The sequence below is a fragment of the Herbidospora sakaeratensis genome (genome assembly GCF_001570525.1).
Classification (GTDB): Bacteria; Actinomycetota; Actinomycetes; order Streptosporangiales; family Streptosporangiaceae; genus Herbidospora; species Herbidospora sakaeratensis.
Map to the genome: position 1 here is coordinate 55,141 of NZ_BBXC01000022.1, position 12,672 is coordinate 67,812.

At 72.2% G+C, this 12,672-nt stretch carries 13 protein-coding genes; 10 read left to right on the top strand and 3 right to left on the bottom strand.

The window, feature by feature from the left end:
* The first annotated feature begins 7 nt into the window (after window positions 1–7).
* Both AW271_RS32500 and AW271_RS32505 read left to right on the top strand, forming a co-directional pair.
* On the top strand, window positions 8–1,294 hold the full coding sequence (locus tag AW271_RS32500; protein ID WP_083977569.1) for a trans-sulfuration enzyme family protein: 1,287 nt from the start codon (window positions 8–10) through the stop codon (window positions 1,292–1,294).
* Between the two features lie 40 nt (window positions 1,295–1,334).
* On the top strand, window positions 1,335–2,429 hold the full coding sequence (locus AW271_RS32505) for a D-alanine--D-alanine ligase family protein (protein WP_062341432.1): 1,095 nt from the start codon (window positions 1,335–1,337) through the stop codon (window positions 2,427–2,429).
* Here the strand turns inward: AW271_RS32505 and AW271_RS32510 are convergent.
* Both AW271_RS32510 and AW271_RS32515 read right to left on the bottom strand, forming a co-directional pair.
* Window positions 2,426–2,845: a DUF3515 domain-containing protein gene (locus tag AW271_RS32510; protein WP_062341433.1), complete on the bottom strand. Its 420-nt coding sequence runs from the start codon at window positions 2,843–2,845 to the stop codon at window positions 2,426–2,428. The two genes, AW271_RS32505 and AW271_RS32510, sit on opposite strands and share 4 nt — an antisense overlap.
* On the bottom strand, window positions 2,842–3,075 hold the full coding sequence (locus AW271_RS32515; protein WP_062341434.1) for an Lrp/AsnC family transcriptional regulator: 234 nt from the start codon (window positions 3,073–3,075) through the stop codon (window positions 2,842–2,844). Before AW271_RS32515 ends, AW271_RS32510 begins: the two co-directional genes overlap by 4 nt.
* A 64-nt stretch (window positions 3,076–3,139) precedes the next feature.
* Between AW271_RS32515 and AW271_RS32520 the strand changes: the two genes are divergently transcribed.
* The 3 genes from AW271_RS32520 to thiD all read left to right on the top strand — a co-directional run bounded on the left by AW271_RS32520 (window position 3,140) and on the right by thiD (window position 6,393).
* Window positions 3,140–4,072, top strand: a complete 933-nt coding sequence (locus AW271_RS32520) for a thiamine-phosphate kinase (RefSeq protein WP_062341435.1) — start codon at window positions 3,140–3,142, stop codon at window positions 4,070–4,072.
* A gap of 956 nt (window positions 4,073–5,028) precedes the next feature.
* Window positions 5,029–5,565: a hypothetical protein gene (locus tag AW271_RS32525; RefSeq protein ID WP_062341436.1), complete on the top strand. Its 537-nt coding sequence runs from the start codon at window positions 5,029–5,031 to the stop codon at window positions 5,563–5,565.
* 24 nt (window positions 5,566–5,589) lie between these two features.
* Window positions 5,590–6,393, top strand: a complete 804-nt coding sequence (gene thiD, locus AW271_RS32530; RefSeq protein WP_062341437.1) for a bifunctional hydroxymethylpyrimidine kinase/phosphomethylpyrimidine kinase — start codon at window positions 5,590–5,592, stop codon at window positions 6,391–6,393.
* Window positions 6,394–6,442: 49 nt separating this feature from the next.
* Here the strand turns inward: thiD and rpmB are convergent, their stop codons facing one another.
* The gene (gene rpmB / locus AW271_RS32535; RefSeq protein ID WP_030456605.1) at window positions 6,443–6,628 is read right to left on the bottom strand and encodes a 50S ribosomal protein L28; all 186 of its coding nucleotides are present in this window, start codon (window positions 6,626–6,628) and stop codon (window positions 6,443–6,445) included.
* Window positions 6,629–6,751: 123 nt separating this feature from the next.
* On the opposite strand from rpmB, the gene AW271_RS32540 reads away from it, so the two are divergent.
* From AW271_RS32540 to AW271_RS32560, 5 genes are all read left to right on the top strand, one after another.
* Window positions 6,752–8,302, top strand: a complete 1,551-nt coding sequence (locus AW271_RS32540) for a DAK2 domain-containing protein (protein ID WP_062341438.1) — start codon at window positions 6,752–6,754, stop codon at window positions 8,300–8,302.
* Between the two features lie 34 nt (window positions 8,303–8,336).
* Window positions 8,337–10,499, top strand: a complete 2,163-nt coding sequence (recG, locus tag AW271_RS32545; protein WP_062341439.1) for an ATP-dependent DNA helicase RecG — start codon at window positions 8,337–8,339, stop codon at window positions 10,497–10,499.
* Window positions 10,500–10,986: 487 nt separating this feature from the next.
* A complete protein-coding gene (rsmD, locus tag AW271_RS32550) occupies window positions 10,987–11,553 on the top strand; it encodes a 16S rRNA (guanine(966)-N(2))-methyltransferase RsmD (protein WP_062341440.1) in 567 nt (188 codons plus the stop codon).
* Window positions 11,554–11,562: 9 nt separating this feature from the next.
* The gene (gene coaD / locus AW271_RS32555) at window positions 11,563–12,039 is read left to right on the top strand and encodes a pantetheine-phosphate adenylyltransferase (protein ID WP_030456609.1); all 477 of its coding nucleotides are present in this window, start codon (window positions 11,563–11,565) and stop codon (window positions 12,037–12,039) included.
* A 75-nt stretch (window positions 12,040–12,114) separates the two neighbouring features.
* Entirely contained in the window at window positions 12,115–12,672 is a 558-nt protein-coding gene (locus AW271_RS32560) for a YceD family protein (protein WP_062341441.1), read from the top strand.

Sequence of the window (12,672 nt, forward strand, 5' to 3'; positions counted from 1 at the left end):
ACGCCCGGTGAGACGAGCTCGGCCCGAGGGCCCGGCGGACGCGCGGCGGGAGCCGCAACCGGGCTCCGGCCGGTCGGGTCCGGCACTCGGCGAGAACACCCGGGCGGTGCACCTGCCCCAACCGCCGCCGCCCCGGCAGGAGCCCATCGGGCTGCCCGTCTGGCGGTCGGCCTCGTGGGCCTTCGACTCCTCGGGCGACCACGCCGACGTGATCGCCGAGCACCGGCCGGGATACGCGTACAGCCGCATCGACAACCCGACCGTCGACGCGTTCGCCGCGGCGGTGGCCGCCCTCGAAGGGGCCGCCGCGCCCGAGGACGTCGCCGGTCAGGCCTTCTCCTCCGGGATGGCGGCGATCACCGGCACCCTGCTCACCTTCCTGGGCAACGGCTCCCACGTCGTCGCCCCGGCCCCGGTGAACGGCGCCACCTACCAGCTGCTGGCCAACGTGTTGTCCCGCTTCGGGGTCTCGGCCGACTTCGTCGACCACTCCGACCTGCGCAGGGTGCGGGCCGCGATCCGGCCCACCACCAAGATCGTGTACGCGGAGACGCTCGCCAACCCCACCCTGGCGGTGGCCGACATCCGGGGCCTCTACCAGGTCGCCCGGGAGGCGGGCGCGCTGCTGGTGGTCGACTCGACCTTCGCCACCCCGGTCGTCTGCCGCCCGCTCGAACACGGCGCCGACCTGGTCATCCACTCGGCGACCAAGTACATGGGCGGCCACGACGACTGCGTCGGCGGCGTCGTGGTGGGCCGTCCCGACCTGGTCGCCAAGGTGCGCCAGACCCGCATCGACACCGGCTCGGCGCTCTCGCCCGACGACGCCTACCTGCTGCGCCGCGGCCTGGAGACCCTGCCGCTGCGGGTCCGCCGCATGTGCTCGACCGCCATGGTCTTCGCCGCCGCCCTCGCCAGGCACCCGCACGTCCGGCGGGTCGACTACCCGGGCCTGCCCACCCACCCGGGCCACCGGACCGCCCGGCACCTGTTCGACTCCGGCCCCGAGGGCACCCGCTTCGGCGCGGTCGTCACCCTCACCCCCCACGGCGGGTTCGAGGCCGGGGTGGCGCTGACCGACCGGCTGCGCACCGCCGCCATCGCGCCGTCGATGGGCGGCACCCACACCAAGGCCGTCCACCTGGCGTCGGTGGCCCGTTCCGACGAGGCCCTGTCGGGGGTCGACGCGGGGGCCGTGCGGTTCGCCATCGGGCTCGAAGACGCCGAGGACCTGATCGCCGACGTCACCCGGGCGCTCGACGCATTGGGCTCTTTGCCCCGAGCTCGGACCTGACGAGGCGTTTTTCCACCTCGACAGGATAGATTCGGACCTCATGAACCGGATTCGAGTCGCCGTCGTCTTCGGCGGGCGCAACTCCGAGCACGCGGTGTCGCTGATGGGTGCCGGGAGCGTCCTGTCGGTGATCGACCGTGCGCGATATGAGGTCGTGCCGATCGGCATCGCACCGGACGGCCGCTGGGTCATCGCGGCCGACACCCAGAGCTTCGCGATCGAGGACGGCGCCCTGCCGGTCGTCGACACCAGCGGATCCGCGCTGGCCATCCCGCCCGGCGACGGTTCGCTGGTCGCCCTCGACCCGGGCGACGTCCCGCGCTCGCTCGGCGCGGTCGACGTCGTCTTCCCGGTCATGCACGGCCCCTTCGCGGAGGACGGCACCATCCAGGGCCTGCTCGAGATGGCCGGGGTGCGCTACGTCGGCTCAGGGGTGCTCGCGAGTGCCGTTGGTATGGACAAGGCGTACATGAAGGCCGTCCTCAATTCGGCCGGGCTGCCCGTCGGGCCGTACGTCGTGGTGGCCGACCGGACCTGGCGCACCGACCGCCACCGGGTGCTCAAGGAGATCGAGGAGCTCGGCTGGCCGGTCTTCGTCAAGCCCGCGCGGGCCGGGTCGTCGCAGGGCATCTCCAAGGCGTCGACGCCCGAGGAGCTGGAGACGGCGATCGAGTTCGCCCGCGAGCACGACCCGAAGGTCCTCGTCGAGGCGGCCATTCCCGGCCGCGAGATCGAGTGCGCGGTGTTGCAGGGCCTCGGCGACGAGCCGCCGGCCGCCAGCGTGCCCGGCGAGGTGCTGGTCACGGGCGGCCAGGAGTTCTTCGACTTCGAGGCCAAGTACTACCCCGACCAGATGGCACTGCGGGTGCCCGCCGACCTCCCCGAGGAGGTGGCCGAGGAGATCAGGGCCATGGCGGTACGCGCCTACGAGGCCCTCGGCTGCGAGGGGTTGTCACGGGTGGACTTCTTCTACACGCCCGACGGCCGGCTGGTCCTCAACGAGATCAACACGATGCCCGGCTTCACGTCGCTCTCGGTGGCGCCCCAGTTGTGGGCGGCGACCGGGCTGCCCTATCCGGAGCTCGTCGACCGGCTGATCCAGCTCGCCCTGCAGCGCCCGCTGGGCCTGCGCTAGGGGATCGTGGCCTTGATCGGGTCGGCCAGGTCGACCAGGACGCTGCCCGGCTGATGGTTCGCCGAGATCGTCACCTCGACGTACGCCTCGCGGTTGACCGAGGTGAACAGGGTCGGCCGGGCGGGGTCGGCGAACCAGCCGACCCCGTTCACGTCGCTGACCTCGGCGGTCGCCTCCATCGAGGCCGGCCGGGCGACGCCGCAACGCAGTGCGATCTCACCGGGCCCCCACACCGCGGTGTAGGGGGAGACCGGATCGGTTTCGGTTCGGGCCAGCCCCTCGATGGTGGCCGGCAGCCGTCCGGCCAGGGCCTGGCAGGCGGTCGCGGCGGCCCCTTCGGGAGCCGGCGGGTCGAGGCTCACCGCCTGGGCACACCCGGCCGCCAAGACCGCCACGATCAGCCAGCCACGCTTCATATGTGGACGATAGGGCAGGTCAGCGTGCGGGTGATGCCTCTGACCCCCTGGATCTGGGCGACCACCAGTTTGCCGAGCTCGTCGACGTTGTTGGCCTCGGCCCGGACGATCACGTCATAGGGGCCGGTCACGTCTTCTGCTTGGGTGACCCCAGGGATCTCCGAGATGGCCTCGGCCACAGCCGCCGCCTTGCCGACCTCGGTCTGGATAAGGATGTAGGCCTGCACCATCAGGTCCTCCCGGGATTGATCACCACCGAAAGGTCAAGGTACCCCGAACACCAGGAGGTGTGACATCACAGTCGGAGAACTCGGCGAATTCGGTGTTGTTAGCCGGATATCGGGGCGTCTGCCCCAAGGCGCGACAGTCCTCCTCGGCCCAGGCGACGACGCGGCGATCCTGCGCGCTCCGGACGGCAGGGTCGTCGTCACGACGGACATGCTCCTTGAGGGTAGACACTTTCGCCGTGATTGGTCCAGCCCGTACGAAATAGGTCGAAAAGCGGCAGCGCAGAATCTTTCCGACATTTCGGCCATGGGGGCGGTGGGGACGGGGCTTTTCGTGGGCCTCGGCATACCCGCCGACCTGCCGGTCGACTGGCTCGACGCGCTGATCGACGGCCTCCGCGACGAGTGCGACCTCGTGGGGGCGAGCCTGGCCGGGGGAGACGTGACGCGCTCCTCCTCCGTGGTGCTGGGCGTGACCGCCCTGGGAGATCTCCAGGGCCGCTCGGCCGTGTTGCGATCGGGAGCCCGGCCGGGGGACGTCGTGGCCGTGGCGGGCTCTCTGGGGCGTTCTGAGGCCGGTTTGCGACTGCTTCTGGCGGGATTGTCAGGTTTTGACGATCTGGTGGAGGCGCATCGGCGGCCTCGGCCGCCCTATCCGGAAGGCCCCCGGGCCGCCGCGCTGGGCGCCACGGCGATGCTCGACGTCAGCGACGGCCTCCTGCAGGACCTCGGCCATGTCTGCGCCGCCAGCGGCGTGGCGATCGTGCTCGACCCGGTCGAGGTGCCCGGCGACCTCGCGGCGGCGGCCAAGGCCCTCGGGGCCGACCCCGTCGACTGGATCCTCACCGGGGGAGAGGACCACGCGCTCGCGGCGACCTTCCCATCGGGGGTTCTCCTGCCTTCCGAGTGGCGGATTGTAGGAAATGTGGCCGAAGGGGATGGAGTACAGGCCGGAGGGCGCGAGAATGTTCCGGGGGGTTGGGACCACTTCCGAGGATGACGGGAACTTTGTGACAGCGGCAGCGTGACCTGTTAAGAAGGTTGGCGGGTGCAGATCAGGAAGGACCAGCAATGGGGCGCCACCGGGCCGGACGGACGGCCACGACCCCGGCCAAGAAGAACAAGCCGAAGGTCGAAGAGACCGGCGATCCCCTAGCGGGCCCGGTCCCACCTGCACCGATCCCGAACCCGGGAGACCCGCAGCCCACCGGCCCCCTCGCCGCCCCGGTCCAGGCCCCGGCCGACCCCACCACCGGCCCGCCTTCGACAGGCGCCTTCGCGGCCCAGGTCCAGGCCCCGGGCCGCCCGACGGCCGACCTGCTGGCCCCCGGCATGGCTCCGCCTCCCGGCGGCCCGCCCTCGACGGGCGCCTTCGCAGCTCAGGGCGGCCCCGCAGCCGACCCGTTCGCCTTCGCGGATCCCCTCGGGCCGCCTCCCGGAGGCCCGGGCCCCTTCACGGGTCCAACCGGCCCGGTTCCGGGCGGTCCCTTCACCGGTCCCATCGGGGCCCCTCCGGCGGGTCCTTTCACAGGTCCTGCCGGGCCGCCTCCTGCTGATCCTTCGACGGGACCCTTCACGGGTCCGGTCGGTCCGCCTGCGGGCGGTCCTTCGACAGGGCCGTTCACGGGACCGGTCGGCCCGCCTGCCGGTGGTCCTGCAACGGGGCCGTTCACGGGACCGGTCGGCCCGCCTGCGGGCGGTTCGTCAACAGGGCCGTTCACAGGACCGGTCGGCCCGCCTGCGGGCGGTCCTGCAACGGGGCCCTTCACCGGGCCCGTCGGGGTGCCTCCCGGTGGTCCCTCGACCGGGCCGTTCACGGGTCCGGTCGGCTCGCCCGCGGGTGGTCCTTCGACCGGGCCGTTCACCGGGCCCGTCGGGCCGCCTCTCGATCACGATCTTCTTGCACCTCAGGCCCCGGGGGCCGATGATCCGGCCACCGGGCCGATCACCGCGCCCGTGCGGGCGGCGCTCGCCGACGGGGCGCCGGTGCCGCAGGGGACGGCTCAGCTGACCTACCGGTGGCCCGACGACGACGAGGCCACCACGGGCGAGATGCCCGAGTCGACCACCGAGGCGCCGCTGCCCCCCGGCGGTCCGCAGCCGGGGCGCCGGCGGCGGAACCGGGAGGCGGTGCCGATCGCGCGGTCGCGGCGGATGGCGGTGATCTCCGGGGTGGCCGTCGTCGCGGCGGTGTGCCTGACCCTGCTGGGGATCCGGCTGGCCTCCGGCGGGACCGAGCTGGTCGTGGTGCCCACGCCCAGTGAGAGCGCGCCGCCCTCGCCGTCGCCGACCCCCAGGAAGGCCTCGCCGAGCCCGACCCCCAAGGCGTCCGAGACGGCGCAGGCCACCTCGCGGCCGCATCCGCAGCCGGTGGTCACCAAGCCCAAGCCGAGTCCGAAACCCAAGCCGACCACGCCCACGCCCGAGCCGCCTCCCGTCGAGGTCGACCTCGACACCGGGCCGGGGCAGAACCAGCCGGGGTTCGGGTTCTGACCGGGCGACTGATTGGATGTCAGCATGACCCCACCGCGCGTGCTGACGATCGCGGGCTCGGATTCCGGCGGTGGCGCCGGGATCCAGGCCGACCTGAAGACGATGCTGGCCAACGGTGTCCACGGCATGAGCGTGATCGCCGCCGTGACCGCCCAGAACTCCCTGGGAGTGCAGGGCTACTGGGAGCTGCCGCCCGAGGCGGTGAAGGCCCAGCTCGACTCGGTGCTGGGCGACATCGGCGTCGACGCGGTGAAGACCGGCATGCTGGCCTCGCCGGTCCTGGTCGAGACCGTCGCCGAGGTGCTGGCGGGCGTCGCGGCGCCGATCGTGATCGACCCGGTCGGGGTGTCGAAGCACGGCGACCCGCTGCTCGAACCGGCGGCGGTCGACGTCGTGAGAGCCAGGCTGTTGCCGCTGGCCACCGTCGTGACCCCCAACCTGTATGAGGTCGAGCAGCTCACCGGCGTGAAGGTCGAGGCCGAGGAGCAGATGATGGAGGCCGCCGAGGCGGTGCTCGCGCTCGGGCCGAAGTGGGCGCTGATCAAGGGCGGCCACCTGCCGGGCGAGCCGGTCGACCTGCTGACCGACGGCGCGACCGAATATCGCTACAGCGCCGAACGTCACGACAACGACCACACCCACGGCACCGGCTGCACCCTGGCCTCGGCCATCGCCTCCCACCTCGCCCACGGCGAAGACGTGCCCGACGCGGTCAGGATCGCCAAAGACTACGTGACCGGCGCGATCGCCCACGGGTTCGCCCTGGGGGCGGGCATCGGCCCGGTCGACCACGCCTGGCAGTGGCGGCCCCTCGACGTCGTGCAGTGAGCGAACACGAAAAGGCCCGCCTCGCGAGGCGGGCCTTTTCGGAACAGCTCTAGCGGGTGACCTTCCCGGCCTTGATGCAGGAGGTGCACACGTTCAGCCGCTTCGGCGTCCCGTTGACCGTCGCGCGCACGGTCTGGATGTTGGGCTTCCAGTTGCGGCGGGTTCGGCGGTGCGAGTGGGAGACGTTGTTGCCGAAAATCGGCTTCTTAGCGCAGACGTCGCAGACGGAAGCCACGGTCATCGCTCCTTCGGAGAATCAGAGAGCCCGGTTCGCAACGGGCAGAAAGGCCAGGCCGAACGGCTGGCCATATGAGGATAGCCGATGTCGGCCAATGCATGTTAAACGAAGGGATCACCCATGCTGGACGTCCTCGATCCTCCCGCGGTGCGGGAGTGGGCCAGGCGGTCGGCGCAGGCGCTCGGCGCGGCCCGCGCCCAGATCGACGCGCTGAACGTCTTCCCGATCCCCGACGGCGACACCGGCACCAACCTCCACCTCACGCTGCTCGCGGCGGCCGACGCCCTCGACGCGCTGCCCGACACGGCCGACCACGACGCGACCTGGCGGGCCCTCGCCCACGGCGCGCTCCTGGGGGCCAGGGGGAACTCGGGGGTGATCGTCAGCCAGGCGCTGCGCGGGCTGGCCGAGGTCCTGCGCACGGCCGAGGGACGCGCCGACGACCTGCGGACCGGCCTGGCCAGGGCGGCCGAGCTCGCCACGGCGGCGGTGTCGCGGCCGGTCGAGGGCACCGTGCTGAGCGTGCTGACCACGGCCGCCTCGGCGGTGCGCGACCTGCCCGGCGACCTCGCGGCCATCGCGGCGAAGGCCGCCGAGGAGGCGCGCGGGGCGCTCGCCCGCACGACCGCCCAGCTCGACGTGCTGGCCAGGAACGGGGTCGTCGACGCGGGCGCGGCCGGGCTGGTGATCATCCTCGAAACGCTCGTGGACGTCGTCACGGGCGTCCACGGCCGGCACGAGGTGCCCGCGCCGGCGCGGCCGGTGATCCGCGCCGAAGACGACGACGCCCACGGCTACGAGGTCATGTACCTCCTGGACGCCCCCTCGGTCGACCGCCTGCGCGAGGAGCTCGACGCCCTCGGCGACTCGCTGGTGATCGTGGGCGGCGACGGGCTCTGGAACGTGCACGTCCACGTCGCCGACGCCGGGGCCGCCGTCGAGGCCGGGCTGGCGGCCGGGCGGCCGCACCGGATCAGGATCACCTACCTGGGCGGGCGGGCCCACGTCCAGGGCGGACGCGGGGTCGTCGCGGTCGCCGCCGGAGACGGGCTCGCGGCGCTGTTCCGCGAGTCGGGGGCCGTGGTGGTCACCCGCGAACCGGGCTCGTCGCCGCCGCTGGCGGCGGTGCTCGCGGCGATCAGGGAGTCCGGGTCGGAGGTCGCGGTGCTGCCCAACGACGCGGCGGTCCGCTCGGTCGCCGCCGCCGCGGCCGAGATCGCCCGGGAGGAGGGCTCGGCCGTCGCCGTGTTGCCGACGCTCGCGTCGGTGCAGGGCCTGGCGGCGCTCGCGGTGCACGACCCGGCCCGGCGGTTCGACGACGACGTGCTGGCCATGGCCGAGGCCGCCGCGCACACCCGGCACGGGCACGTCTGGGTGGCCAACCGGGAGGCGATGACCTCGGCGGGGTTGTGCCGGCCGGGCGACGTGCTGGGCGTGGTCGACGGCGACGTCGCGCTCATCGGGTCCGAGTTGCGGGAGGTGACCGAGGACGTCGTGCGGCGGCTGGTGTCGGCCTCCAGCGAGCTGGTGACCCTGGTGACCGGGAGCGAGACGGGGGAGGGGCTGGCGAAGGCCGTACAGGACCTGCTGGCCCTGGAGAGGCCCGACGTCGAGGTGGCCGTCCACGCCGGCGGGCAGGGCGGTTACCCGTTGCTCATCGGCGTCGAGTGATTTCTGTCGGCCGGTCGCGGTAGAACTGGGTGTCGTGACCAGGTTCGACGAGCCGTTGAAGCGGGTGGTCGGCGCCAAGACCGCCGCGCCGCTCGAAAGCGCCCTCGGCGTCGCCACCGTCGGCGAGCTGCTGCGCCACTATCCGCGCCGCTACGCCGAGCGCGGTGAGCTGACCTCGATCGCCTCGCTGGAGCACGACGAGATCGCCACCGTGCGGGGGCGCGTGTCGGCGGTGCAGCGGCGGCCGATGAAGAACCGCCAGGGCACCTGGCTCGACGTCGAGGTCACCGACGGCAAAGACCGCATCCACCTGGCCTTCTTCGGCAAGGGCGCGTTCGTGGCCGAGCAGCGGCTGCTGCCGGGCACCGAGGCGACCTTCTCCGGCAAGGTCAACGTGTTCGTCTCGCCGAAGGGCGCGAAACGCCGCTCGCTCACCCATCCCGACTACGTCACCGACGATGAGGAGACCAGCGAGGAGTTCGCCACCGCGCCGGTGCCGATCTACCCGTCGGCGCAGAACCTGGCGAGCTGGAAGATCGGCCGCGCGGTCCGGCTGATCCTCGACACCCTGTCGCTCGACGACCCGCTCCCGGCCCCCATGCGTGAGCGCCACGGCCTGATCGGCCTGGCCGAGGCGCTGACCCTGATCCACCGCCCCCGCGACCAGGGCGACGTCGCCCGCGCGAAGAAGCGGCTCAAGTTCGACGAGGCGTTCAACCTCCAGGCCGTCCTGGTACGCCGCCGCATGGCCGCCGACGCCCTGCCCGCCCAGCCCAGGCCCGGCAGCGCCGACGGCCTGCTGGCCGGGTTCGACGGGCGGTTGCCGTTCCAGCTCACCGAGGGCCAGCGCACGGTCGGCGACGAGATCGCCGCCGACCTTGGGCGCGACCACCCGATGCACCGCCTGCTCCAGGGCGAGGTGGGCGCGGGCAAGACCGTGGTGGCCCTGCGCGCGATGTTGCAGGTCGCCGACTCGGGCGGGCAGGCGGCCCTGCTGGCCCCGACCGAGGTGCTGGCCCAGCAGCACCACCGCTCGATCACCGCCATGCTCGGCGACCTCGCGGGCGGCGGCATGTTCGGCGGCACGTCGGTGGCCCTGCTGACGGGCTCGATGGGCGCCGCCGCGCGGCGGCAGAACCTCCTCGACGCCGCCTCCGGCGCGGCCGGCATCGTCGTCGGCACCCACGCCCTGCTGCAGGACAAGGTCCAGTTCGCCGACCTGGGGCTGGTCGTGGTCGACGAGCAGCACCGGTTCGGCGTCGAACAGCGCGACGCGCTGCGCGAGAAGTCGGCGTCCGGGCGGCCCCACGTGCTGGTGATGACGGCCACCCCGATCCCGCGCACGGTCGCGATGACCGTGTTCGGCGACCTGGAGGTCTCCACGCTCTCGCAGCTGCCCTCGGGCCGCGCGCCGATCACCACCCACGTGGTGCCCGCCGCCGAGAAGCCCCACTACCTGGAGCGCACGTGGGAGCGGGTGCGCGAGGAGGTCGGGCTCGGCCGCCAGGCCTACATCGTCTGCCCCCGCATCGGCGACGTGGAGGGCGACGAGGGCGACCTGACCAAGGACGCCGACGAGCGCCGCCCGCCGCTGGCGGTCGTCGAGGTGGCCGAGATGCTGGCCTCCGGCCCGCTGGCGGGCCTGCGGGTCGAGGTGCTCCACGGCAAGCTGCCGCCCGAGGAGAAAGACGCGATCATGCGCTCCTTCACCCGGGGCGAGATCGACGTGCTGGTGGCCACCACGGTCATCGAGGTCGGCGTCGACGTGCCGAACTCCTCGGTCATGATCATCATGGACGCCGACCGCTTCGGCGTGTCGCAGCTCCACCAGCTGCGCGGCCGGGTCGGCCGGGGCGGCCTGCCCGGCCTGTGCCTGCTGGTCAGCGAGACCATGCCCGGCACCCCCGCCCGCGACCGCCTCGACGCGGTGGCGAGCACCCTCGACGGCTTCGAGTTGTCCCGCGTCGACCTGGAACAGCGGCGTGAGGGCGACGTGCTCGGCGCGGCCCAGTCGGGCCGCAAGTCGTCGCTGCGCATGCTCCAGCTGCTGCGCGACGAAGACGTCATCGCCGAAGCCCGCGAGGAGGCCCAGAACCTGCTGGCCCGCGATCCCGAGCTGACCGGCCACCCGGCCCTGAAGGCCGAACTCGACGCACTGGCGGCGGGGGAGCGCGCGGAATACCTGGAGAAGACCTGACCTGGCTCGGTGGGCGGGCTGATCGCCGACGCTGCGCGAGCGCTCGGCAGGGTCGTGGCGTCGACCTGATCCGGCGTGGCGGTGCGGGGCGGGAGCGGGTGGTCGGCGCCGGTTGCGGCGAGGCGCGGGGGCGGCGGGCGGGGCCGCCCAGGCGGGAGCCGTAACGGAAGAAGAGTTTCGAAAAGGGAGCGATCCGGGCAGAAGGCTGCCGGGTGGAGGGCCCTGGGTCATAGAAATGACCCAGGGCCCAGCCATGGGACGGCCTCCCCCCGAATGCCGTCCCCGGCTGGGCCCACCCTCGGGTCAGGTGCCGAGGGCGCCGGCGTGCGGAAGGGCTCACGATCACGCCGGCCGGCCTTCCCCTGGGTCACCTTGAAGGCCGCACGTTCATAGTGCAGGGCCACGACCACGAACGGAACGACCCTGGCCGTTCCTTCGCCAGGCATTACCGAGCTTTTCCATTCCGGCTCTCCGCGACAATGGGCTGGTGACGCGTCTCATCGCCGGAACCGCCGGTGGCAGGCGGATCGAGGTCCCGCCCGGCAGGGGAACCCGGCCCACCAGCGACCGCGCCCGTGAGGGCATCTTCTCGACCGTCGGGTCGCTCGCCGGCGTGCCGGAGCGGGTGGCCGACCTCTACGCCGGGTCGGGGGCCATCGGGCTGGAGTCGCTGAGCCGGGGGTCCGGCCACGCGCTGCTCGTCGAGTCCGACGCCAAGGCGCTGCGCACGATCCGGGCCAACGTCGCCGCGCTGGGCCTGCCCGGCGCGGTGGTGCGGGCCGAGAAGGTCGAGCGGCTCGTCGCGCGCCCCTGTGAGGGCGAGCCCTACGACTTCGTCTTCGCCGACCCTCCTTACGCCGTGTCCGACGAGGTGGTCGGAAAGGTGCTGGTCCAGCTGCTGGAGAACGGGTGGCTCGCCGAGGGGGCGCTGGTGGCGGTCGAACGCGAGACCAGAGGGAATGATCTGCGGTGGCCCCCCGGCTATGAGGAGGCCAGGGCGCGTCGTTACGGTGAAGCGACCGTTTGGTACGGTCACGCCAACCGGGCCGAGTAGGGGGTTGTTGTGCGCAGAGTCGTCTGCCCCGGATCGTTCGATCCCGTGACGAACGGCCATCTCGACATCATTGGCCGAACGTCGCGTCTGTACGACGAGGTCGTCGTCGCGGTGTTGATCAACATCGAGAAGACGAGCCTGTTCACCGTCGAGGAGCGCATCGACATGCTCCAGGCGGTGACCAAGGAATACGGCAACGTCCGCGTGGAGAAGTTCCACGGCCTCCTGGTCGACTTCGCCCGCCAGCAGGGCATCCCGACCATCGTCAAGGGCCTGCGCGCGGTCAGCGACTTCGACTACGAGCTCCAGATGGCGCAGCTCAACTACCGCATGTCGGGGGTCGAGACGCTGTTCATGTCGACCAACCCCGAATACTCCTTCCTGTCGTCCAGCCGGCTGAAGGAGATCGCCCGCTACGGCGGCGACGTGTCGGGCCTGGTGCCCGACCTCGTGCTCGAACTGCTGGTCGAACGCGTGCGCGGCTGAGTTCCCCGGCGGGCTGGTATTCTTGCGTTTCGGCCTTGCACGACGGCGGTGATTCGCCATGCCTAAGAGACCAGGATGAAAGTGCACACCCTCGACCCTCGCGCTCCATGGGTGATTTCGACCCATGACCTCGGGCGCCGCCCGGGGTCGATGCGCACGATGAAACCCGTTCTCCCGGCTCCGGCGGACGTCGCGGTCGGCTTGATCGGCGTCCCCAAAGACGCCGACGTCGAGCTGGATCTCCGGCTCGAAGCAGTGATGGAAGGCGTGCTCGTCACGGGCACGGCGCTGGCCCCTCTCACGGGAGAGTGCTCGCGCTGCCTGGAACCCCTGACCTCGGATGTCGAGGTCGACTTCCAGGAGCTCTTCTTCTACACGGCGGAAGACGCCGGAGAGGACGACCAGATCCTCGACGGCGAGCTGCTGGATCTTGAGCCGACCTTCCGTGACGCGGTGGTGCTCGCGCTGCCGCTGAGCCCGGTGTGCAGCGACGACTGCGCCGGTCTCTGCACGGAGTGCGGGGTCAAACTGGCCGAGGCCGGTCCCGACCACCGCCACGAGACGCTCGATCCCCGCTGGGCATCACTGCGGGGCCTGGTTTCCAACAACGACGAAGACGATCAGGAGGCCTGA